The organism is Catellatospora sp. NPDC049609 (assembly GCF_040675365.1).
Lineage (GTDB): Bacteria > Actinomycetota > Actinomycetes > Mycobacteriales > Micromonosporaceae > Catellatospora.
This window is the reverse complement of the sequence record NZ_JBFAOU010000026.1, coordinates 1-21,604: the sequence shown is the minus strand read 5'-3', so window position 1 is coordinate 21,604 and position 21,604 is coordinate 1. Positions and strand designations below refer to the sequence as shown.

The 21,604-nt window shown below is 73.1% G+C and carries 21 protein-coding genes and 1 riboswitch; of the genes, 15 read left to right on the top strand and 6 right to left on the bottom strand.

All coding sequences use genetic code 11. From position 1 onward, the window contains the following. The first annotated feature begins 2 nt into the window (after positions 1–2). A complete protein-coding gene (locus tag AB0J67_RS10610) occupies positions 3–1,094 on the top strand; it encodes a PLP-dependent cysteine synthase family protein (RefSeq protein ID WP_363479299.1) in 1,092 nt (363 codons plus the stop codon). A gap of 100 nt (positions 1,095–1,194) precedes the next feature. Here the strand turns inward: AB0J67_RS10610 and AB0J67_RS10605 are convergent, their stop codons facing one another. Both AB0J67_RS10605 and AB0J67_RS10600 read right to left on the bottom strand, forming a co-directional pair. Next, complete coding sequence (locus AB0J67_RS10605; protein ID WP_363479296.1) at positions 1,195–2,955, bottom strand: DEAD/DEAH box helicase; 1,761 nt, start codon at positions 2,953–2,955, stop codon at positions 1,195–1,197. Positions 2,956–3,126: 171 nt separating this feature from the next. After that, positions 3,127–4,509: a C40 family peptidase gene (locus AB0J67_RS10600; RefSeq protein WP_363479293.1), complete on the bottom strand. Its 1,383-nt coding sequence runs from the start codon at positions 4,507–4,509 to the stop codon at positions 3,127–3,129. A gap of 238 nt (positions 4,510–4,747) precedes the next feature. Here AB0J67_RS10600 and mqnE point away from each other — a divergent pair, with 238 nt between their 5' ends. The 7 genes from mqnE (at position 4,748) to AB0J67_RS10565 (ending at position 10,767) form a co-directional block, all read left to right on the top strand. After that, on the top strand, positions 4,748–5,917 hold the full coding sequence (gene mqnE, locus AB0J67_RS10595; protein ID WP_363479290.1) for an aminofutalosine synthase MqnE: 1,170 nt from the start codon (positions 4,748–4,750) through the stop codon (positions 5,915–5,917). A 2-nt stretch (positions 5,918–5,919) separates the two neighbouring features. Then, positions 5,920–6,354, top strand: coding sequence for a hypothetical protein (locus tag AB0J67_RS10590; RefSeq protein ID WP_363479287.1), 435 nt, complete (start codon positions 5,920–5,922; stop codon positions 6,352–6,354). 16 nt (positions 6,355–6,370) lie between these two features. Further along, positions 6,371–6,679 carry a DUF4229 domain-containing protein gene (locus AB0J67_RS10585; protein WP_363479285.1) on the top strand — a complete coding sequence of 103 codons (309 nt, stop codon included), beginning with the start codon at positions 6,371–6,373 and terminating at the stop codon, positions 6,677–6,679. An 82-nt stretch (positions 6,680–6,761) separates the two neighbouring features. Continuing rightward, a riboswitch (cobalamin riboswitch) is annotated at positions 6,762–6,822 on the top strand. Positions 6,823–6,939: 117 nt separating this feature from the next. Further along, positions 6,940–7,872 (top strand): ABC transporter substrate-binding protein, encoded by a 933-nt coding sequence (locus AB0J67_RS10580; RefSeq protein WP_363479282.1) that lies wholly within the window; start codon positions 6,940–6,942, stop codon positions 7,870–7,872. Next, the gene (locus AB0J67_RS10575) at positions 7,869–8,903 is read left to right on the top strand and encodes an iron ABC transporter permease (RefSeq protein WP_363479416.1); all 1,035 of its coding nucleotides are present in this window, start codon (positions 7,869–7,871) and stop codon (positions 8,901–8,903) included. Before AB0J67_RS10580 ends, AB0J67_RS10575 begins: the two co-directional genes overlap by 4 nt. After that, positions 8,903–9,670 (top strand): ABC transporter ATP-binding protein, encoded by a 768-nt coding sequence (locus AB0J67_RS10570; protein WP_363479279.1) that lies wholly within the window; start codon positions 8,903–8,905, stop codon positions 9,668–9,670. The genes AB0J67_RS10575 and AB0J67_RS10570 overlap by 1 nt, the downstream gene beginning before the upstream one ends. A 65-nt stretch (positions 9,671–9,735) precedes the next feature. Beyond that, positions 9,736–10,767, top strand: coding sequence for an ArsR family transcriptional regulator (locus AB0J67_RS10565; RefSeq protein WP_363479276.1), 1,032 nt, complete (start codon positions 9,736–9,738; stop codon positions 10,765–10,767). A gap of 31 nt (positions 10,768–10,798) precedes the next feature. Here the strand turns inward: AB0J67_RS10565 and AB0J67_RS10560 are convergent, their stop codons facing one another. Both AB0J67_RS10560 and AB0J67_RS10555 read right to left on the bottom strand, forming a co-directional pair. Continuing rightward, a complete protein-coding gene (locus AB0J67_RS10560) occupies positions 10,799–12,112 on the bottom strand; it encodes an aminotransferase class V-fold PLP-dependent enzyme (protein ID WP_363479273.1) in 1,314 nt (437 codons plus the stop codon). A gap of 182 nt (positions 12,113–12,294) precedes the next feature. Next, the gene (locus AB0J67_RS10555; RefSeq protein ID WP_363479270.1) at positions 12,295–14,325 is read right to left on the bottom strand and encodes an AAA family ATPase; all 2,031 of its coding nucleotides are present in this window, start codon (positions 14,323–14,325) and stop codon (positions 12,295–12,297) included. Between the two features lie 130 nt (positions 14,326–14,455). Here AB0J67_RS10555 and AB0J67_RS10550 point away from each other — a divergent pair, with 130 nt between their 5' ends. Then, a complete protein-coding gene (locus AB0J67_RS10550; protein WP_363479267.1) occupies positions 14,456–15,025 on the top strand; it encodes a metalloregulator ArsR/SmtB family transcription factor in 570 nt (189 codons plus the stop codon). Between the two features lie 64 nt (positions 15,026–15,089). Further along, positions 15,090–15,941 carry a menaquinone biosynthesis protein gene (locus AB0J67_RS10545; RefSeq protein WP_363479413.1) on the top strand — a complete coding sequence of 284 codons (852 nt, stop codon included), beginning with the start codon at positions 15,090–15,092 and terminating at the stop codon, positions 15,939–15,941. Position 15,942: 1 nt separating this feature from the next. Here the strand turns inward: AB0J67_RS10545 and AB0J67_RS10540 are convergent, their stop codons facing one another. Further along, on the bottom strand, positions 15,943–16,902 hold the full coding sequence (locus AB0J67_RS10540) for a hypothetical protein (protein ID WP_363479264.1): 960 nt from the start codon (positions 16,900–16,902) through the stop codon (positions 15,943–15,945). Between the two features lie 45 nt (positions 16,903–16,947). Continuing rightward, positions 16,948–17,970 (bottom strand): serine hydrolase, encoded by a 1,023-nt coding sequence (locus AB0J67_RS10535; protein ID WP_363479261.1) that lies wholly within the window; start codon positions 17,968–17,970, stop codon positions 16,948–16,950. Between the two features lie 224 nt (positions 17,971–18,194). Between AB0J67_RS10535 and paaA the strand changes: the two genes are divergently transcribed. From paaA to AB0J67_RS10510, 5 genes are all read left to right on the top strand, one after another. Next, entirely contained in the window at positions 18,195–19,220 is a 1,026-nt protein-coding gene (gene paaA, locus AB0J67_RS10530) for a 1,2-phenylacetyl-CoA epoxidase subunit PaaA (protein ID WP_363479258.1), read from the top strand. 67 nt (positions 19,221–19,287) lie between these two features. Beyond that, positions 19,288–19,572 carry a 1,2-phenylacetyl-CoA epoxidase subunit PaaB gene (gene paaB / locus AB0J67_RS10525; RefSeq protein ID WP_363479255.1) on the top strand — a complete coding sequence of 95 codons (285 nt, stop codon included), beginning with the start codon at positions 19,288–19,290 and terminating at the stop codon, positions 19,570–19,572. Beyond that, entirely contained in the window at positions 19,569–20,291 is a 723-nt protein-coding gene (gene paaC / locus AB0J67_RS10520; protein ID WP_363479252.1) for a 1,2-phenylacetyl-CoA epoxidase subunit PaaC, read from the top strand. The genes paaB and paaC overlap by 4 nt, the downstream gene beginning before the upstream one ends. 103 nt (positions 20,292–20,394) lie before the next feature. After that, positions 20,395–20,859 carry a 1,2-phenylacetyl-CoA epoxidase subunit PaaD gene (gene paaD / locus AB0J67_RS10515; protein ID WP_363479410.1) on the top strand — a complete coding sequence of 155 codons (465 nt, stop codon included), beginning with the start codon at positions 20,395–20,397 and terminating at the stop codon, positions 20,857–20,859. A 10-nt stretch (positions 20,860–20,869) separates the two neighbouring features. Further along, positions 20,870–21,604 (top strand): FAD-binding oxidoreductase (locus AB0J67_RS10510; RefSeq protein WP_363479248.1); only part of this gene is annotated, 735 nt, incomplete at its 3' end.

The window sequence follows — 21,604 nt, the reverse complement described above, 5'->3', positions numbered from 1 at the left end:
GCATGGAGCAGCTGGACAGGTGTTGTGACGACGACCGGGCGTGGGTGACCGAGGCGATCGGCAAGGTGGCCGCGGACGCCAACCGCAGCGCCGACACGCACCTGCTGCCGTTCCCGCTGCCCGGCTCCTGGGGCATCGACCTTTACCTCAAGGACGAGTCGGTGCACCCCACCGGCTCGCTCAAGCACCGGCTGGCCCGGTCGCTGTTCCTCTACGCCCTCTGCAACGGCTGGATCCGCCCCGGCACCACCATCGTCGAGGCCTCCTCCGGCTCCACCGCGGTCTCGGAGGCGTACTTCGCGCGCATGCTGGGCCTGCCGTTCATCGCGGTGATGCCGGCCTCCACCAGCAAGGAGAAGATCGAGCTGATCGAGTTCCAGGGCGGCGAGTGCCACCTGGTGAGCGATCCGGCGCAGGTGGTCGTCGAGGCGCGCTGGCTGGCCGAGGACCGCCGCGGCCACTTCATGGACCAGTTCACCTACGCCGAGCGGGCCACCGACTGGCGCGGCAACAACAACATCGCCGAGTCGATCTTCCAGCAGATGGAGCTGGAGCGGCACCCGGTGCCGTCCTGGATCGTGATCGGCGCGGGCACCGGCGGCACCTCCGCCACCATCGGCCGCTACGTCCGCTACCAGCGCCACTGCACCAAGATCCTGGTGGTGGACCCGGAGAACTCCGCCTTCTACCCGGCGTACGAGTCCGGCGACTGGTCGGTGACCACCGGCAAGGGCTCCCGGATCGAGGGCATCGGCCGGCAGCGGGTCGAGGCCTCGTTCCAGCCCGACATCGTCGACCGCATGGTGCGGGTGCCCGACGCCGGCTCGCTGGCGGCCATGCGGGTCGCCTCCGAGGTGCTGGGCCGCCGGGTGGGCGGGTCCACCGGCACCAACCTGTGGGGCGCCTTCGGCCTGATCGCCGGGATGCGCGAACGGGGCGAGACCGGCTCGGTGATCACCCTGCTGTGCGACGGCGGCGAGCGCTACGCGCACACGTACTACGACGACGGCTGGCTGGCCGAGCAGCACCTGGACCTCACCGGCCCGCTGACCACCGTGCGCCACTTCCTGCAGACCGGCACCTGGCAGGACTGATCCGGCTCCGGCTCGATGGCGCCGCCACCGTCGCGGCGACACGTGAAAGGGCTCCGTTCTCCCCGGCGGGAGAACGGAGCCCTCATGTCACTTCGTCAGGTCAGCGGTCGCCCTGCGGGCGGTCGTTGCGGAAGGGGCGGTCACCCTGGGGGCGGTCGCCGCGGAACGGCCGGTCGCCCTGAGGCCGCTCGCTCCGGAACGGTCGGTCGCCCTGCGGGCGCTCGCTCCGGAAGGGGCGGTCGCCCTGCGGACGGTCGCCGCGGAACGGCCGGTCGCCCTGAGGCCGCTCGCTCCGGAAGGGGCGGTCGCCCTGCGGGCGCTCGCTCCGGAACGGTCGGTCGCCCTGCGGGCGGTCGGCCCGGAACGGCCGGTCACCCTGCGGGCGGTCGGCCCGGAAGAACGGGCGGTCGCCCTGCGGCCGGTCGCCCCGGTCGCGGAACGGCCGGTCGCCGCGCTCGCCGCCGCGGAACGGACGGTCGCCGTACTGGCGCGGGCCCCGGTCGCCGCCGCGGAACGGGCGGTCGCCGTCACGGCGCGCGCCACGCTGGAACCGCGGCTCCGGCTCGTCGACCACGGGCTGGCCGGAGGGCTCCCGAGCGCCGGTCAGCTCGACCAGCTTCTCGTCGGTGAAGCGCAGCCGGTGCTCGGCGGGCTTCTCGACGCCGGCCTTCTCCATCATGGCGATCGTGGAGCGGCGCTGCTTGGGCAGCACCAGCGTGGCCACCGCGCCCGACTCGCCGGCCCGCGCCGTGCGGCCGGCCCGGTGCAGGTAGTCCTTGGGGTCCTTCGGCGGGTCGATGTGCACGACCAGCGAGACGCCGTCGACGTGGATGCCGCGGGCGGCCACGTCGGTGGCGACGAGGACGCCCATCCGGCCCTCCTTGAACTCCGCCAGCGTGCGGGTGCGGACCCGCTGGGTCTTGCCGCCGTGCAGGCCGCCGGCCCGTACGCCGACCTCGCGGAGCTGCTCGACCAAGCGGTCCACGCCCATCTGCGTGCGCGCGAACATGATGGTCCGACCCGGACGGTTCGCGATCGCCGCCGTGACCTTGAACTTCTCCTGCGGCGGGATCAGCAGCATCATGTGGTCCATAGTGGTCACCGTGGCCGCCGCCGGAGCGGTCGAGTGCGTCACGGGGTCCTTCAGGAACCGCTTGACCAGCGTGTCCACGTCACCGTCCAGGGTGGCGGAGAACAGCAGGCGCTGGCCCTCGGCGGGCGTCCTGGCCAGCAGGTCGGTGACGTCGGGCAGGAAGCCCATGTCGGCCATCTGGTCGGCCTCGTCCAGCACCGTGACCTCGATGTCGTCGAGGGCGCAGGCACCGCGCTCGATGAGGTCGCCGAGGCGGCCCGGAGTCGCGATCATCACGTCGAGGCCGCGCTGCAGGCCCAGGATCTGCCGGTCGTACGGCACGCCGCCGACCGCGGTGCCGGTGTAGAGCTCCATCGCCTTGGCCAGCGGGCGCAGCGCGTCCGCCACCTGCATCGCGAGCTCGCGGGTGGGCACCAGGATCAGGGCCTTGGGGTGGTGCGGGCGGGCCGGCTTGCCCTCGGCGAGCCGGGCCAGCAGCGGCAGTCCGAAAGCGAGGGTCTTGCCGGAGCCGGTCTGGCCGCGGCCGAGCACGTCACGTCCGGCCAGCGCGTCCGGCAGCGTGGCCGCCTGGATCTCGAAGGGCTGGGTGATGCCGGCGCGGCTCAGCTCGCGCACCAGCGGGCGGGGCAGGCCGAGCTCGGCGAAGGTCGGGATGTCGGTGGTGTCGGTGGAGTCGGTGGTGTCGCCCTGGCCGGCCGCGCTCGCGGGCGCGGCGGGACCGTCGATCTCGATGTCGAACACCGACGGGAACAGGGCAGGGTCATGCATAGTCAACGCGAAACCTCTCGGGTGGCGCATCCCCGCGCCGCGCGGCCTCGTGCCGCTGCAAGTCACCCGCAGGAACGCTCAGGGGCGCGCCGAGCGCGCCCAGAACAACCCGGTAAGTGTACGGGGCATTTCAGCGAGCGTCCCGTCAATAACACGGCGGTGTAGCGGGGGTCACCCCGCGGCGGGTGCCGAAGTCCGGCTGGGCGACGGCGAGGGCGCCGCCTCGGGGCTGGCGCTCAGTGGCGCCGTCGGGCTCTGCGGCGCGGCGGGGCTCTGCGGCGCGGCGGGGCTCTGCGGGGCGGCCGGGCTCTGCGACTCGGCCGGCTTCGGGCTCGCGGAGCTGCTGGCCGGCGCGGTCGGCGAGCTCGACGCCGTGGGCGAGCTGGACGCCGACGGCGAGGCGGAAGGGCTCGGCTTGGGGGTCGCCGTGGCGGTCGGGCCCGCGGTGGGGGTGGCGGTCGGGGTGCTCTGCACCGCGGGCACCGCGTCCACCACGCGGGTCGCGAAGTCGACACTGCTCATGCTGACCGGTGCGATCTTCACCACATCGCCGGTGGTGCGCGCGTGCACCATCTTCCCATCGCCGAGGTACATGCCGACGTGGTGGATGGTGCGCGGGTCGCTCGGGTTGGTCGCGAAGAAGAGCAGGTCGCCGGGGAGCAGGGCGGTCTTGAGCACCTGCTTGTGCCGGGTGCCCCAGAACTGGTCCTTGGCGACCCGGTTGAGCGTGATGCCCGCCTTCCGGTACGACGCCCACATCAGGCCGGAGCAGTCGTAGCTGTTCGGGCCCTCGTCGCCCCACTTGTACGGCTTGCCGCGCTGGCTGAGCGCGAACAGGACGGCGGAGCGGGCCTTGGTGTGCGCGACCAGGCCCGCGTTGCTCTGCCCGGGGTCGTAGTCGCCGAGGTTCTGCGCCTGGATCTCGCGCTGGCGGTCGGCCTCGGACTGCATCTCGGCGACGCGCCGCTTCAGCTCGAGGAACGCGATCTCCTTGCGCTTGTACTCCTTCTCGATGGCGGAGTACGCCGCGGCGGTCTTCTCCTCGGCGGTGATGGCGGTGGTGAGCGCCACGTAGGCCTGGCGCTCCTCCGTCTGCGCGCGGGACAGGTCGCGCAGGGCGGACTCCGTCTCCGGGGTCTGGTGGGCGCGCGGGATCAGCAGGCCCAGCTCGCCGAGGGAGTCGTTCAGACCACCCGGCCCCTTGACCGAGTCCTGGTACGCCGCGACGGCCGCGGCCTCCGCGGCCTCGCGGGCCTCGCGCAGCGCGTCGGCGGTCTGGCGCCAGGCGTAGTCGGCCATCGCCTTGGCGATGAGGGCGTTGGTGTAGTCCTGCTGCAGCTCGCTGCGCCGCGCGCTGAGCACGGACAGCTCCAGCTCGGCGGCGGTGTACTGCGCCTGCAGGGCGGCCTGCGGGGTCAGCGCCATCGACCGGGGCATCGCCAGCGAGCCGATGGGCAGCGCGGGCATGCCGTCGGGCTGGGGGCGGCTGCCGGAGTCGGGGATCGCCGTGATCTTCGCGCCGACGGGCGCCTCGGCGGCAGCCGGAACAGTCACGCCGCCCACGATGAGCGCGCTCAGCACGACCGTGCCGAGGGCAGCCGGACTCGTCCGCCGAGTCTGCCCACGTCGACGCTTGGACATCAGTGGCCCCGCCCTCCCCGTTGGTCCCACAGAGTTTCCTACCGGAAATCGGGTGTGCTGTCGACCCTTCTGTCCCGGTGGCGTCAAGCTGAACATCAGCCGTCAAGGCCCACAGCGGTGCCACCTGGTGCGGCGTCGTAGGCTGGCGGGCATGGACGTGGGTTTGAAGCGGGAGCTGGAGCAGAAGGTCTACGCCGGGGAGCGGCTCGACCGCGCCGACGGCGAGGCGCTCTACGCGAGTGACGACTTGGCCTGGCTCGGGCGGCTCGCGCACCACGTGCGCACGGAGAAGAACGGCGACCGGGTGATGTTCAACGTCAACCGGCACCTCAACCTCACCAACGTCTGCTCGGCGAGCTGTGCGTACTGCTCCTTCCAGCGCAAGCCCGGCGAGAAGGACGCGTACACGATGCGCGTCGAGCAGGCCGTCGCCAAGGCGCTGGAGATGAAGGACGAGCAGCTCACCGAGCTGCACATCGTCAACGGTCTGCACCCGACGCTGCCGTGGCGCTACTACCCGCGCGTGCTCAAGGAGCTGAAGCAGGCGCTGCCGAACGTCAAGCTGAAGGCGTTCACCGCCACCGAGGTGCAGTGGTTCGAGAAGATCTCCGGCCTCACCGCCGACGCGATCCTCGACGAGCTGATGGAGGCGGGCCTGGAGTCGCTGACCGGCGGTGGCGCCGAGATCTTCGACTGGGAGGTCCGGCAGCACATCGTCGACCACGCCTGCCACTGGGAGGACTGGTCGCGCATCCACCGGCTGGCGCACAGCAAGGGCCTGCGCACCCCGTCGACCATGCTCTACGGCCACATCGAGGAGCCGCGGCACCGCGTCGACCACGTGCTGCGCCTGCGCGAGCTGCAGGACGAGACCGGCGGCTTCACCGTCTTCATCCCGCTGCGCTACCAGCACGACTTCCACGACAGCGCGGACGGCAAGATCCGTAACCGGATCCAGGCGCGGACCACGATGGCCTCGCCCGCCGAGTCGCTCAAGACGTTCGCGGTGTCCCGGCTGATGCTGGACAACTTCGACCACATCAAGTGCTTCTGGGTCATGCACGGCCTGTCGCTGGCGCAGCTGTCGCTGAACTTCGGCGTGGACGACCTGGACGGCTCGGTCGTGGAATACAAGATCACGCACGACGCCGACTCGTACGGCACGCCCAACACCATGCACCGCGACGACCTGCTGCACCTGATCTGGGACGCCGGCTTCACCCCGGTCGAGCGGGACACCCGCTACCAGGTGGTCCGCGAGTACGGCCCGCCGGTGGGCCTCGCCGAGCGGCGCAGCGAGCCGCAGCAGGTCTGGGCCTGAGCATGACCGGCGCCGAGGGCGCCCCGAGCGAACGGCGTCGCGGGCCGCACCGCGACGCCGCCGGGCGCATCGTCTCGCTCACCGACCTGCTCGGCTACGTGCTGGCCGGCTGGGTCATCAGCATGCTCGGCCTGGTCGCCTTCGACGGGCTGTTCGCGCTGCTCGGCCTCGGCGAGTTCGGGCAGGTGACCGGGTGGCTCGGCGTCATCTACCCGGCGATCGTCTTCGTCGAGCAGTTCCGGGCGGCGGCGGACAACCGCGGCCGCCTCGCGGTGGCCCCGGCGGCCGGGCTGGTCGCGGTCGTGGCCGGGGTGCTCGCCGTCGGCGTCGCGGGCGGGTTCGCCCCATTGGTCTCGGGCGGGCTCGGCTCCCTGGTGACCACCGTCGCGTACGCGGTGCTCTGGCACGTGGGCCTTGGCGTGACGAGCAGGGATTGACCGCTACCCTGGACCGGTGAGTCCTGCTGTCAAGTACACCCTCGGCCGGTTGGTCCTCTTCCTGGCCTGCTTCGGCGCCGCCTGGTTCATCCCGGGCGTCGACCTGTTCATCAAGCTCGGCATCGCGGTGCTGGCCTCGTTCGCGCTCAGCTGGTTCCTGCTGCGCGGGCTGCGCGACGAGATGACCGCGCAGGTCGAGGAGGCGTTCGAGCGCCGCAAGGCCGACAAGGAGCGGCTGCGCGCCGCGCTGGCCGGCGAGGACGTGCCCGCCGAGGCCACCGACCTCGACGAGCCCGCTGCTGAAGTCAGCAAGACCAAGGCGTGATGAGCAGCGGCACATCCTGATCCCGTCTCGCGTACGGCGCCGCGGGTGTGTACTACCGTGTCGCCTGACCGCACGCAGCGAAGCCGGTGCGAACCCGGCGCTGTCCCGCAACTGTGATCCCGCTCGTCGAGCGGGGAGCCAGGTCGCCTGCGACGGTCGCGAACCACGCTCTCGAGGAAGGGCGTCTCGCGGACCGGGCTGCCCCACCTGATCGGGCCCTGTCGGCGAAGAAACCTGCCTCGGCCGACAGGAGGATGTACATGTCTGCCCGTTCCCTCACCCGCCGCGCGCTCGGCGCGCTGGCCGCCGCGGGCCTGGTGGCCGCGCTCGCGGCCTGCGCCACCGAGGACGCCGCGAACCCCACGCCGTCCGGCGCGGCGGCGGCCTACCCGGTGACCGTCGGCACGGTCACCCTCGCCGCCCAGCCCACCAAGATCGTCTCGCTGTCGCCGACGGTGACCGAGATGCTGTTCGCGATCGGCGCCGGCGGCCAGGTCGCCGCCGTCGACGACAACTCGAACTTCCCGGCCGAGGCCCCGAAGACGGAGCTGTCCGGCTTCCAGCCCAACGCGGAGGCGGTCGCGGCGAAGAGCCCCGACCTGGTGGTGCTCAGCACCGACAGCAACAACGTGGTGGCCCAGCTGACCGCCCTGAAGATCCCGGTGTACGTCGCCCCGGCCGCGGTCACCCTGGACGACACCTACCGGCAGCTCGCCGAGCTGGGCACGCTGACCGGCCACGCGGGCGAGGCGACCGCGCTGACCCAGCGGATGAAGGACGACATCGCCAAGCTGGTCAAGGACGTGCCGCAGCGGGCCACGCCGCTGACCTACTACTACGAGCTCGACCCGACGCTGTACTCGGTGACCTCCAAGACCTTCATCGGCTCGCTGTTCGAGCTGGCCGGCCTGAAGAACATCGCCGACGCCGCCGACCCCAAGGGCAGCGGCTACCCGCAGCTCACCGCCGAGTCGCTGGTCAAGGCGAACCCTGACCTGATCTTCCTGGCCGACACCAAGTGCTGCGGCCAGAGCCTCGACACCGTCAAGGCCCGCGCGGGCTGGGCCGGCATCACCGCGGTCAGCAAGGGGCAGGTCATCGCGCTCGACGACGACATCGCCTCGCGCTGGGGCCCGCGCGTAGTCGACCTGATCCGCGCGATCGTCGACGCGTCCGGCAAGGCCCAGGCCTGACCGTGACGACGCTGCGACCGGCACGGCTGAGGCTCCCGTGGCTGGCCACGGGGGTCGGGGCCGTGCTGGTCGCGCTCATCGCCGGGATCGCGTTCGGCCCCGTCACGCTGCCGCCCGGCTCGGTCGCGGCGGAGCTGCTCAACCTGATCCCCGGCGTGGACCTGCCGTCGGGGCTGAACGAGCGCGAGATCGCCATCATCACCGAGCTGCGCCTGCCGCGGGTGGTGCTGGGGCTGCTGGTCGGCGCGATGCTGGCCCTGGCCGGGGGCTGCTACCAGGGTGTCTTCCGCAACCCGCTGGCCGATCCGTACCTGCTCGGCGTCGCCGCCGGCGCCGGGCTCGGCGCGACCATGGCCATCGCGCTGCGGGAGGGCGCCTGGCTGGCGCCGGCCGCGTTCGCCGGGGCGGGGCTCGCGGTGCTGGCGACGTACCTGCTGGGCGTGGCGGGCGGGCGGGACCGCTCCTCGGCCACGCTGATCCTGGCCGGGGTCGCCGTGTCGGCCTTCCTCGCCGCGATCCAGACCTACCTGCTGCAGCGCAACGTGGACACCATCCGCGAGGTGTACTCCTGGCTGCTCGGGCGGCTGGCCACCAACGGCTGGCACGAGGTCACCCTGCTGCTGCCGTACGCCCTGGTCACCACCGTGGTGGTGCTGGCGCTGCGCCGGGAGCTGGACGTGCTGAGCGTCGGCGACGCCGAGGCGGCGAGCCTGGGCCTGCACCCGCAGCGCTCGCGGCTGATCCTGCTGGCCGCGGCGTCGCTGGGCACCGCGGCGGCGGTCGCCGTGTCCGGGCTCATCGGCTTCGTCGGCATCATCGTGCCGCACGTGGTGCGCCTGCTGGCCGGTGGCACGTACCGGTCGATCCTGCCGCTGTCGCTGCTGTTCGGGGCGGCCTTCCTGGCGCTGGCGGATCTGGCCGCACGCACCCTGATCGCACCCGGCGAGCTGCCGATCGGCGTGGTCACCGCGTTCTTCGGGGCGCCCTTCTTCGTCCTGGTGCTGCGCACCACCCGCCGGGTGAGCGTCTGATGCTCGCGGTCCAGGGAGTCCGGGTCACGCTCGGCGACGCCGAGATCCTGCACGGCGTGGACCTGACCGTCGCGTCCGGCGAGTGGGTCACCGTCATCGGCCCCAACGGCGCCGGCAAGTCGACCCTGCTGCGCGCCGTCGGCGGCGCGGTCCCGCACACCGGCTCGGTCGCCATCGACGGCGCGGCGACCGGCGCGCTGCCGCGCCGGCGCCGGGCGCAGCTGGTGGCCACGGTGGCCCAGCAGCCCGTGGTGCCGCCCGGCATGCGGGTGCTCGACTACGTGCTGCTCGGGCGTACGCCGTACATCGCGCCGCTGGGCCGCGAGTCCGCGGGCGATCTGTCCATCGTGGAGCAGGTGCTGGAGCAGCTGGAGCTGCGCCGGTTCGCGAGCCGTGAGCTGGAGACGCTGTCCGGCGGCGAGCGGCAGCGGGTCTTCCTGGCCCGCGCGCTGGCCCAGGGCGCGCCGCTGCTGCTGCTCGACGAGCCGACGTCGGCGCTGGACATCGGGCACCAGCAGGAGGTGCTGGAGCTGGTGGACGCGCTGCGCCGGGAGCGGTCGCTGACCGTGCTGGCGACCATGCACGACCTGTCCATCGCGGGCGAGTACGCCGACCGGCTGGTGCTGCTGGCCGACGGCCGGGTCGCCGCCGAGGGGCCGCCCGCGCAGGTGCTGACCGAGGAGCTGCTGGCCCGGCACTACCGGGCGCGGGTACGCGTGATCGCGGGCGAGTTCGGCCCGATCGTGGTGCCGGTGCGCGCGGGCTGAGCGGCTGTTTGCCTCCAGGGGCAAACAGCTTCTAGGGAAAGACGGGATCCGTGAGGATGGATCCCATGTTGCGGATCCACTTCACCGATCGGGATCTGGCAACCACCCGGATCGCCGCCGAACCGGATCCCCTGTGGGAGCTCTCGCTGAGCATGCACCAGTTGCGGCTGCGCGAGTCCAATCCGTTCCTGGCGGGCTGGAAGCGCGAGGTCGGCCGGCGCCTCCAGCCGGGTGGCCCGGCCCGGCGGGACGTCTCCCTGCTCCTGGCGTTGAACCCGCCGCGCGGCTACTTCCCCGACTTCCTCACGCCGTACGAGTCGACGCGCGGGTTCGAGACGGGGCTCGACGCGGTGCTCGGCACCTCGAAGCAGCGGCTGCGCCGCGAGATCGGCATGCTCCCCGACGTGCCGCCCGCCATCCGGCCGATGATCGAGGGCATCGGCCGGGGGCACCGCGGCAGCCTCGAAGCGCTCGGCGCGGGCCTGCGCCGCTATCACGACCTCGCCCTGGCGCCGGTGTGGGGGCACGTCAGCGCGGCGGTGACGATGGACCGCGCGCTCCGGGCCCGCCAGCTCGTCGACGGCGGGCTGGCCGCGGTCCTGGGCAACCTGCACCCGTGCGCCCGCTTCACCGACAACGTCCTGGAGATCGGCGTGCACGGCCGCGCCGCCGACATGTACCTCGACGGTCGGGGCCTGCTGCTCATCCCCTCCTACTTCAAGGAGACCCGCCAGTTGATGGTGCTGGTCGACGCGGACCTGCCGCCCGTGCTGGTGTATCCCGTCGACGTCGCCGCGCGCCTGGCGACCGACCTCGCGCGCCGCGGCGCGGACGGCGCCTCGGCCGGTCTCGGTGGCGGCCTGCTGTCGGCGCCGTTGACGGCACTGATCGGCCGCACCCGGGCCCTGGTGCTGGAGGCGGCCGCGACCGGCGGCACCACCTCGGAGATCGCCCGCTGGCTCGGCGTGTCCGTGCCCGTGGCCAGCAAGCATCTGACCGTGCTGCGCAACTGCGGGCTGGTGGCGAGCATCCGCGACCGCAACGCGGTCCACCACGCGCTGACCGAACTCGGTCTGGCCCTGCTCGCCGGCTCCTGACCGGGCCGGCTCAGCACTGCCGTCGGCCGGGTCAGAGGAGGTCGCGCACCGCCGCCAGCGCCCGGTCCACGTCGGCCTCGCTGGTCACGATGCTCGCACCGAAGCGCAGGTAAGACGGGTTGTACGGGGTCGTGCTGGTGATGACGCCCCGGTCGCGCAGCCGGGCGGCGGCGGTGCCGGGCTGCAGCGAGCCGACGGCGCAGCAGACGACACCCGCGGACAGCTCAGCCGAGCGCGGCGTGACCAGCTTCACGCCGATCCCGGCGAGCCCGTCCTTGAGCCGGGTGGCCAGCGCGGTGCTGCGCTCGGCGATCCGCGTCCGGCCCACGGCCGCGTGGAACGCGAACGCCTCGGCCAGCGCCCACTGATGCTCGAACGCGTGGTAGCCGCCAGGCGAGGCGGCCGGGTTGGCGGGCGTGTTCCCGAGCCCGAGCCAGCGGCCGAACCCGGCCTGATCGAACGCCGGGATGGTCGGCTGGAACCGGGCCCACGCCTCGGGCCTGCCCCAGACCAGGCCGGTGCCGCGCGGGCCGAACAGCCACTTGTGGCAGCCGGACACAAGGAAGTCGCAGCCCAGCTCGACAGGCCCGGCGTCGACCGCGCCGAACCCGTGCACGCCGTCCACGCACAGCAGCGCCCGCTGCTCGGGCGCGCGGTCGCGGTTGTGCGCCGCCAGCACGTCGGCCAGCGCCCGGATCGGCAGCCGTACGCCGGTGCTGGAGTGCACCCAGGTCACCGCGACCACGCGGGTCGCCGGGGTGAGCGCCTTGACCAGCGCGGACACGATCTCGTCGGTGGTGGCTGCGGCGGCCTGCGCGTAGAGGCGCACCCGCCGCACGGTCACGCCGTCGCGCTCGGTGCGCAGCCGCAGCGCGTCGTGCGTGGAGTAGAAGTCGTGCTCAGTGGTGAGCACCTCGTCGCCGGGCCGCAGCCGCAGCCCGCCGTAGAGCAGGCCCAGCCCCATCGTCGTGGAGTCGGTGAAGCAGACCTGCTCGCCGGGCACGCCGAGGTAGCCGCCCGCGCCCGCGTGGATGCGGCGCAGCGCCTCGTCCTCATGCTCGTGCAGGTAGCCGACGGTGTCCACATCGAACCCGTCCCGGTGCCGCGCGATCGCCGCCCGCACCGCCGCCGGCGGGCTGGCGAAGACGTACGCCGCGAACTGCGCCTTCGCCGGGTCCAGCGCGAACTGCGCGCGCACGCTGTCCCAGTCACCGGGGTCGAGCGGCGGCGCGGTCCCGGTCGGCGGTGTCGGCGCGGTCTCGCCCGCGTCGCAGGCGGACAGCGCGCCCAGCGCCGCGGTGCCGGTCAGCCCGCCGAGCAGTCCGCGCCGGGAGATTCCATCCATCGGACCATCGCAGCACGGGTGCGCTCTCGGCGCCATCCCCGCGTCGGCGGGGCGCTCCCGAGCGTGGTTGTCTCCGCGAGGCGACAACTTCTGTGTTGTCGCGACAACACAGAAGTTGTCGCGCGAACACGGCACTTGTAGCTGCAGCGCCCCGGCGGGCGGTGTGGCGTCCCGGCGGGCGGTCAGGCTCGCAGGGGCTCCGGGAGCGGTTCGGTGTGCAGGACGATGAGGCTGGTCACGGCGCGGGTGAGGGCGACGTAGAGGCGGTGCAGGCCGCGCGGCTCGGCGGCGACGATGGCGGCGGGTTCGAGCACGATCACGTGGTCGTACTCCAGACCCTTGACCATCGTCGCGGGCACCACGGTCAGGCGACCGTCGCCGTCCAGGTCGGACGGTGCGAGGCCGGCCGCGCGCAGCGCGTCGAGCACCGCCGGGACGGCGGCGTCGGCGGCGATCACGCCGACCGAGCCCTCGCGGGTCAGCGCCTCGCGGGCCGCGGCCACGACGTCGGCGGACTCGGTGACCTCCAGTGAGCCGTCGCGGCGCAGCGAGCGGGCCGGCGGCACCGCCACGTCGAGCGCGGGCAGCAGCCGGTTGGCCAGTGCCACCACGACCTCCGGCACGCGGAAGCCGGTGCTCAGCGGCACGATGCGCCCGTCCGGGCGGCCGAGATGGCCCAGCATGTCCCGCCAGTCGCGGGCCGCCCACGGGGTGGTGCCCTGGGCGAGGTCGCCGAGCACCGTCAGCGAGCCGTGCGAGCTGCGCCGGGCCAGCGCCCGCGCCTGCATCGGCGACAGGTCCTGCGCCTCGTCGATCACGATGTGGCCGAACCCCGGCTGGCGGTCGAGCAGCCCGGCGATCTCGTCGGCGAGCACCGCGTCGGCCGCGGTCCACGGCGCGGTACGCAGGCTGCGCGGCGGCTTCGGCCAGCGCAGCAGCTCCTGCTCGGCCTCGTCGAGCAGGCCGTCGGCGGCGCGCGCCAGCAGCTCCGGATCGGTGTAGAGGTCGGCGAGCAGCTGCTGCGGGGTGACCGCGGGCCAGCAGTGGTCGAGCAGCTCGGCGACCGCCTTGACCTTGCCCATCTTGCGCAGCCACGCGTCCGGCGGGGAGTCGCCGCGGCGCGCCTCGGACTGGCGCTGCAGCAGCGCCACGACCCGGGCCCGCACCCGCTCCCGGCCCAGCGCGTACGGCGGCTGCTCGCGGCGCACCTCGTCGACGACGCGGCGCAGCACGCCCTCGTCGACGCGCCAGCGGTACGACCCGTCCGACACGGTGATCGGGCCGGCCGGCCGGGAGATCCGCGCCCACAGCGCACGGTGCAGCACCTGCGCCATCCGGGCGTCGTGCTTGACGGCGGCGGTGGCCGCAGCGTCCTCGGCGCGCACCGGGAGCTGGTCGAGCAGCTCGGCGACGGTGGTCTGGGACACCTCCAGCTCGCCGAGGGCGGGCAGCACCGCCGAGATGTAGTGCAGGAACGCGCGGTTCGGCCCGATGATCATCACGCCGGCCCGGCGCAGCCGCTCCCGGTGCAGGTAGACCAGGTACGCCGCGCGGTGCAGGCCGACCGCGGTCTTGCCGGTGCCCGGCGCGCCCTGCACGCAGATGGTGTCGTCGAGCTCCGCGCGGACCAGCTCGTCCTGCTCCGGCTGGATGGTGGCGACGATGTCGCGCATCGGCCCGACGCGGGGCCGCTCGATCTCGGCGGTGAGGATCGCGCTGCCGGTGCCCAGCTCCTCGCCGTGGTCGAGCCGCTCGTCCTCGAAGCTGGTCAGCACCGTGGTGCCACCGGCCCCCGCGGGCGACCAGCCGAACCGGCGGCGCACCGCGACCTGCTGCGGGTCCCGCGCGCTGGCCTGGTAGAACCGCCGCGACAGGGACGCGCGCCAGTCCAGCACGAGCGGCTCGCCGAGGGCGTCGGTCACGTGGCGGCGCCCGATGTGCCAGCGTTCGGCGGCGTCGGACATGGTCAGCTTGCCGAAGAACAGCGGCACCGCCGGGTCGTCGGACAGCTCCTTGATGCGCTGCGCCATGTGCCGGCCGAGCTGCTCGGCGGTGTACGCGTCCCCGGCGACCCGGTCGCCGGTGGCGAACAGCTGCTCGGCGCGCTCGCGCATGGCTTTCAGCGCGGCGCGGGAGGTGACCAGGTGGGCGCGCTCGGCGTCGATACCGTCGGTGGGCAGCTCGACGGGGGTGGTGGGGGTGTGGGCGCTCATCGCCGTCCTCTCCGGAGAAAGATCGGCCGCCCGGCGCTGCGCCCCTCGATAAGCGCTGTCGGCAGTGCCTGTTGAATCGACCGACCATGGTAGCTGTCATCGACGGCACAGCACGTGATTTTCTTTACCGGTGAGCTCCGAGGGACTGCTGAAGATCACCGACCCGTCGGTGATGCGGGCGCTGGCACACCCGGCCCGTATTGCGATCATGGACCACCTCTCCGCGACCGGGGAGGATGCGACGGCGACCGAGTGCGCCGAGATGGTCGGCCTGTCCCCCAGCGCGACCAGCTACCACCTGCGGGCGCTGGCGAAGGCGGGCCTGATCGAGGACGCGCCCAGCCGCGGCGACGGCCGCGAGCGGGTGTGGCGTGCGCGCACCCGCGGCTTCTCCATCGAGGTGGGCCCGGACGGCGACGCCGACGCGCGGGCCGCGGAGAGCGCGGTGGCCGGTGTCTTCCTCGCGCGCGGCGACGAGCGGGTGCGGCACTGGCTGACGCGCTCGCACGAGGAGACCGCGCAGTGGTACGACGCCGCGCTGATGAGCGAGTTCGGCATCGTCATCACCGCCGAGGAGCTGACCGAGCTCACCGACAAGATGACGGCGCTGCTGGAGCCGTACAAGGTGAGCGTGCGCGCGGACGTGCCCGCCACCGCCCGGCGGGTCACCTGCCAGATCCGCGCGGTGCCGGTCGACTGATGCGGGATGTCACAGGCCCGGCGGGCATCGCCCGCCGGGTCGCACCCGAGGGGTAGGCTCCCTGATCATGAACGCGGTGCAGCGTCCCCGGGTCGGGCACATCCAGTTTCTGAACTGTCTTCCGATCTACTGGGGACTGATGCGGTCCGGCGCCCTGATCGACGTCGAGCTGCACAAGGACACCCCCGACCGGCTCAGCCAGGACCTGGTGGCCGGCAACCTGGACATCGGCCCGATCTCGCTGATCGAGTACCTGCGCCACGCCGACGAGCTGCTGCTGCTGCCCGACCTCGCGGTCGGCTCCGACGGCCCGGTGCTCTCGGTCAACGTGGTCTCCACGAAGCCGCTGAATGACCTGGACGGCTCCCGGATCGCCCTGGGCAGCACCTCGCGCACCAGCGTGCTGCTGGCGCGGATGCTGCTGGCGGAGCGCTACGGCGTGACGCCCGACTACTTCACCAGCCCGCCGGACCTGACCGCGATGCTGCTGGAGGCCGACGCGGCCGTGCTCATCGGCGACACGGCGCTGCGCGCGCTGTTCGAGGCGCCCCGGCGCGGGCTGGCCGTCACCGACCTCGGCCAGGCCTGGCGCGAGTGGACCGGGCTGCCGATGGTCTTCGCGGTGTGGGCGGTGCGGCGCGACTTCGCCGCCGCACACCCCGGCCTGGTCAAGGACGTGCACCAGGCGTTCCTGCGCTCGCGGGACCTGTGCGTGGACGAGCTCGACGAGGTCGCTGCGGCGGCGGCCCGCTGGGAGCCGTTCGACGCCGCCACGCTGGCCTCGTACTTCCGCGTGCTCGACTTCTCGCTGGGCGGCCGGCAGATCAACGGCCTGCGCGAGTTCGCCCGCCGGGCGGCACTGCTCGGCGAGGCGCCGGCGCTGCCCGAGGGCGGCCCGGAGTTCATGTCGCTGTAGGTCAGATCAGGTTGGTGCGCGAGCGCAGCTGGGTGGCGACCGACTTGGCGATGGCGGCGCCGGGGCTCCAGTCCGGGCCGGTGTACCGGAAGCGGGTCAGCACCGCCATGGTCCAGGTGTCGCCCAGGGCCATGCAGTTGACGTTCCACTCCTGGGTCGCCTGCCGGTCGACCCAGCCGTTCTTGATCGCGATGCGGGACTGCTCGCCGCTGGGGAACGCCCGGCGGATGCCGAAGTTGCCGGTGCCGCGCACCGCGCGCATCTCGTTGATCAGGTAGTTGGTCCACGCCGGTCCGGCGGCCGCGCCGGTGCCGATGGCGTGCGCGATGCGGCAGGTGTCCCGCGCGGACAGCCGGGTGGTGCTCCAGCCGTCACCGGCCTTGGAGTCGGTCAGCCTGCAGATGGAGATCATCCGCGCGATGGTCTGGGACTTGCCGAGCTCGGCCCAGAGCGTCGAGGCGGGGCCGTTGGCGCTGTCGCGGATCATCGTCTTGATCTCGTTCATCCGCGCCGCGCTGGGCTGCTGGCCGTTCTCGGCGGCGCGGCGCAGGTAGTCGGCCGCGAGCCATGCCTTGATCATCGAGGCGGTCATGTTCGTCTGGTTCCAGTTCTTGGAGCCGACGATGGTGCCGGTCTGCCGGTTCATCAGGGCCCAGCTGTACCAGGCGCTGGTGTTCACCTTGACCAGCGCACTCGCGTCACCGGACTCCAGCAGGTCGGCGTGCTCGATGCCGGGCGGCCCCGGCTGTGCGGGGATGGTGCGGGGCGCGGCGGTGGACTCCGGTGTCGGCGACCCGGCCGGGGACAGGGTCGGCGACGGGTCGGTGGCCGGTTCCCGCCAGGCGGCGTGCGAGGGGGCGCCGGTGTCGCGGGTCGCCAACCAGAGGCCTCCGGTGGTCAGGGCGGCGAGGCCGGCACCGCCGGCCAGTAACGCGCGCCGTCGGGTGAACTGCTCTTTCATGAGGGGGACTCCGGGGGGAGGAGGGGTCGCGGAGTGTGTCGTCGGTCAGGCCGGGGGAGGCGTCACCAACTGCCGCGCCACGCTGGCGCAGACGTCGGCCCCGTACTGCAGGCCGTTCTCGACGGGGTAGCGGGTCATCACGGTCATGATCCAGTCATCGCTGATGGCGAGGCAGTTCAGGTGCCAGTTGCTGTCGGCGCCGATCGCGGTCCAGCCGTTCTTGATGGCGAGGCCGCCGGCGACGGTGTCCGGTACGCCGTCGATGATGCCCCAACGGCCGCCGCCCGTCGTGGCGAACTGTTCGTCGGCCGAGGTGGAGCCGGTGACCTGGCGCATCTCGGAGAGCACCCAGCCGGTCCAGCGGGGGCCGGCGGCGGTGCCGTCGGCGACGCACTGCGCGAGCCGGACGGCGTCGCGCGGCGACATCTGGGTGCGGCTCCACCACTGGTCGTAGAGGGAGGTGTCGGTGAGCCCGCAGATGTCGATCATCCGCTGGACCACCTCGTTGCCGCCGCCGGCCAGGTAGAGGGCCTGCGCGGCGCGGTCGTCGGAGTGCCGGATCGCGGCACTGGCCTGGTCGAGGCGCTCCTGGCTGACGGTCTGCCCGGCCTCGGCGGCCCGGCGCAGGTGGTCGGCGACCAGCCATACCTTGATCATGGACTCGGTGCTGCTGGTCTGCGCCGCGTTGCGGGACGCGATCAGCTCGCCGGTGTGCCGGTCCAGCATGGCGTACCCGATGAAGTCGCCGGTGAAGTTCAGGTTGACCCGGCCCGCCACGAGCGAGCGGCTGGGCTGGCGGGCGGCCTCGGCCCGCGCGTCCTCGCGGGCGGGCGCCGCGGCGCTGGGCGCCGGGGCGGGAGCGGTGGCGCTCGGCGGTGCGGTGGCGCTCGGCGTCGCGCCGGCCGCGGCCGGTCCGGGGGTCGCGTTCGCGTTCACGGTGACATTGTGCTGCGCGGACGGCGTCACCGGGGCCCCGGTGAGCCGCGCGGCTGCGGCAGGCGTCACCAGAGCGAGGACCAGAACGCCGAGCGCGGTCGTCGCGGCGGTGCGGAAGGTTCGGCGGCGCATGGAGGGGGTGCTCCCGGTGACGGCATTGTCGTGGGTTCGCCCGGATATGGGGTGGTCCGAGCTGGCGGCAACGGTAGGTCGTACTGCCGTGAGCTGCCATTTCCGAGTCTTGCTCGCGCTCAGCGCGACGGCCAGTGGTGACGGAGGTCACATCGAAGGCTCGCGTGGCGGCCCTGTTGTGACAGTTGTTGCGCCGATCCGCGCATAGCTGTAACACTGGCCGCATGGAGACTCCCACGCCCGGCGTCGCGGGCGCCGACAGCCTGCTCGGCGAGGTCGAGGAGGCCGAGGCGGCGCTGCGCGAGGCCGCCGACCGCGCGCTGGACGGCGAGGCGTCCTTCGACGCCGTCATCGCCGCGGACCAGAAGATCGAGCCCCGCGACGCGATGCCGGACGCCTACCGGGCCGGCCTGATCCGGCAGATCGCCCAGCACGCGCACTCCGAGATCATCGGGATGCAGCCCGAGGGCAACTGGATCAGCCGCGCCCCCAGCCTGCGGCGCAAGGCGATCCTGCTCGCCAAGGTGCAGGACGAGGCGGGCCACGGGCTCTACCTCTACGCCGCCGCCGAGACGCTGGGCATCAGCCGCGAGGAGCTGACCGACGCGCTGATCTCGGGTAGGCAGAAGTACAGCTCGATCTTCAACTACCCCACGCTGAGCTGGGCCGACGTCGGCGCGATCGGCTGGCTGGTGGACGGCGCCGCGATCGTCAACCAGGTGCCGCTGTGCCGCTGCTCGTACGGGCCGTACGCCCGCGCCATGATCCGGGTGTGCAAGGAGGAGTCCTTCCACCAGCGGCAGGGCTACCAGTCGCTGTACGTGCTGGCCCAGGGCACCCCGGAGCAGCGCGCGATGGCGCAGGACGCGGTGGACCGCTGGTGGTACCCGTCGCTGGCGATGTTCGGCCCGCCGGACGCCGACTCGACGCACTCGGCGCAGTCCATGGCGTGGAAGGTCAAGCGCTTCTCGAACGACGAGCTGCGCCAGCGCTTCGTCGACATGTGCGTGCCGCAGGCCGAGATCCTCGGCCTGGCCCTGCCCGACCCCGACCTGCGGTGGAACGCCGAGCGTGGCCACTACGACTACACCTCGCCCGACTTCGACGAGCTGATGCGGGTGGTCAAGGGCGACGGGCCCTGCAACCGCCAGCGCATGGCGCACCGCAGGCGGGCGCACGACGAAGGCGCCTGGGTGCGCGAGGCGGCCGCGGCGTACGCGGCCAAGCAGAACGGAAAGGTGACGGCGTGAGCGAGCGCAGCGAGCGAACCATGAGCGCGGGTGTCCACGCCGGCGACGAGCGCAGCGAGGAGCGGGCGTGAGCGACAGCGAGCCCCTGTGGGAGGTGTTCGTCCGGCCCCGGCGCGGGCTGGCGCACACGCACGCCGGCAGCCTGCACGCGCCGGACGCGGGGATGGCCCTGCGGCACGCGCGCGACCTCTACACCCGCCGCCAGGAGGGTGTCTCGATCTGGGTGGTGCCCGCCGCGGAGATCACCGCGTCGAGCCCCGACGAGAAGGACTCCTTCTTCGACCCGGCCGCCGACAAGATCTACCGCCACCCCACCTTCTACGAGCTGCCGGAAGGGGTGGAGCACCTGTGAGCGAGCTTGCCGAGCGGGTCGCACCCGCCGCACCGGCGGCCCCCGAGCTGCTGGCCCTGGGTGACGACGCGCTGATCGCCGCCCAGCGGCTGGCCGAGTGGGTCTCGCGCGCGCCGACGCTGGAGGAGGACGTCGCGCTGGCCAACATCGCGCTCGACCAGCTCGGCGCGGCCCGGCTGCTGCTGGCCACCGCCGGCGACGAGGACGAGCTGGCGTACCTGCGCGACGACCACGGCTTCCGCAACTGCCTGCTGGTCGAGCTGCCGCCCGGCCCGGCCCGCGGCGACCTCGACTTCGGCTGGACCATGGCCTGGCTGCTCATGCTGTCGGCGGCGCAGCTGCTGCGCTACACCGACCTCGCGGCCGACGGCGACGAGCCCGCGGCGGGCATCGGCGCGAAGGCGGTCAAGGAGTCGACCTACCACCTCGACCACGCCCGGCAGTGGACCGTGCGCCTGGGCGGCGGCACCGAGCAGTCGCGCCGCCGCGTGCAGGAGGCGCTGGACGGGCTGTGGCCGTACTCCCACGAGCTGACCGAAGGCATCCGCGACCGCTGGCTGGCGCTGGTCGAGCCGGTGCTGGCCGAGGCGGGCCTCACCCGCCCCGCCGACCGCTGGCGCCCCGACGGCGGCCGTGCCGGCCGCCACACCGAGCATCTGAGCTACCTGCTGGCCGAGATGCAGTCCCTGCACCGCGCCCACCCGGGCGCCCAGTGGTAACCGAAAGGAAGGGCACCTTCTTAACGCTTCGCGTAGAGGAAGGGCACCTTCTTAACGCGAGGCCGGAGCGAGCCTCCGGCCCGGGAGGGAGGCAGGCATGACCGTGACGACCGACGTCGGCGCCATCGCGGGCGCGGTGCCCGATCCCGAACTGCGCGTGGTGACCATCGGCGAGCTGGGCATCGTGCGCGGGGCCACAGTGGCCGAGGATGGCCGGGTCACCGTGACCATCACCCCGACCTACTCCGGCTGCCCGGCGATGGACGCCATCCGCGACGACATCCGGTCCGCGCTGGCCGCGGCCGGGCACCCGGACGTCGAGGTGCGGACCGTGCTCAGCCCGGCCTGGTCCACCGACATGATCACCGAGTCGGGCTGGGCGGCGCTGGAGCGCACGGGCATCGCCGCGCCGGGCGCGTCCGGCACGCCGGCCTGCCCCCGCTGCGCGCACGGCGGCAAGCCCGCCACGCCGGTGCTGCAGATCAGCCGGTACGCCTCCACGCCGTGCCAGAGCCTGTGGAGCTGCCGCTCCTGCCTGGAACCCTTCAACGCGATCAAGAAACTGTGAGCACGCCGCTGTGAGCACGACCTTCCACGAGCTGACCGTCTCCGCCGTCGAGCCGCTGACCCCCTCCGCGGTGGCGCTGAGCTTCGCGGTCCCCGCCGAGCTGCGGCAGACCTTCGCCTTCCGGCCCGGCCAGCACGTGACCGTACGCCTCGACGGCGAGCTGCGCCGCTCGTACTCGATCTGCTCGACCCCCGCCGACCTGCGCGACCGGGGCCTGCTGACGATCGGGGTGAAGCGGGTGCCGGGCGGCGTCTTCTCCACCCGGGCCCAGGGCCTGGCCGCCGGGGAGACGCTGCCGGTGCTGCCGCCGCTGGGCCGGTTCACCACCGAGCTGGACCCGTCCCGCACCCGCCGGTACGGCGCGATCGTGGCGGGTTCCGGGATCACGCCGGTGCTGTCGCTGGTCGCCACGGCGCTGGCCGTCGAGCCGGCTAGCACGTTCACGGTGATCTGCGGCAACCGCAGCGCCGCCGAGGTGATGTTCGCCGACGCGCTGGCCGACCTGAAGGACCGGCACGGCAGCCGGCTCCAGCTCGTACACGTGCTGTCCCGCGAGATGCAGCCCGGCGACCTGCTCTCCGGCCGGCTGGACGGCGAGCGGGTGACCGCGCTGCTCCAGGAGTTCGACCTGGCCGAGGTGCAGGAGTGGTTCCTGTGCGGGCCGCTGGGCGTGGTCCGGTCGGCCCGCGACGCGCTGGCCGCGGTCGGCGCGGCCGGCAAGGTGCACGTCGAGCTGTTCCGCGCC

Coding starts and splice junctions, on each gene's coding strand:
- AB0J67_RS10570 (WP_363479279.1), top strand. CDS start 8,903: ATGCTCGCGGTCCAGGGAGTCCGGGTCACGCTCGGCGACGCCGAGATC.
- AB0J67_RS10590 (WP_363479287.1), top strand. CDS start 5,920: ATGACCGGCGCCGAGGGCGCCCCGAGCGAACGGCGTCGCGGGCCGCAC.
- AB0J67_RS10580 (WP_363479282.1), top strand. CDS start 6,940: ATGTCTGCCCGTTCCCTCACCCGCCGCGCGCTCGGCGCGCTGGCCGCC.
- AB0J67_RS10555 (WP_363479270.1), bottom strand. CDS start 14,325: ATGAGCGCCCACACCCCCACCACCCCCGTCGAGCTGCCCACCGACGGT.
- AB0J67_RS10565 (WP_363479276.1), top strand. CDS start 9,736: ATGTTGCGGATCCACTTCACCGATCGGGATCTGGCAACCACCCGGATC.
- paaA (WP_363479258.1), top strand. CDS start 18,195: ATGGAGACTCCCACGCCCGGCGTCGCGGGCGCCGACAGCCTGCTCGGC.
- AB0J67_RS10610 (WP_363479299.1), top strand. CDS start 3: ATGGAGCAGCTGGACAGGTGTTGTGACGACGACCGGGCGTGGGTGACC.
- AB0J67_RS10560 (WP_363479273.1), bottom strand. CDS start 12,112: ATGGATGGAATCTCCCGGCGCGGACTGCTCGGCGGGCTGACCGGCACC.
- AB0J67_RS10605 (WP_363479296.1), bottom strand. CDS start 2,955: ATGCATGACCCTGCCCTGTTCCCGTCGGTGTTCGACATCGAGATCGAC.
- mqnE (WP_363479290.1), top strand. CDS start 4,748: ATGGACGTGGGTTTGAAGCGGGAGCTGGAGCAGAAGGTCTACGCCGGG.
- AB0J67_RS10540 (WP_363479264.1), bottom strand. CDS start 16,902: ATGAAAGAGCAGTTCACCCGACGGCGCGCGTTACTGGCCGGCGGTGCC.
- AB0J67_RS10535 (WP_363479261.1), bottom strand. CDS start 17,970: ATGCGCCGCCGAACCTTCCGCACCGCCGCGACGACCGCGCTCGGCGTT.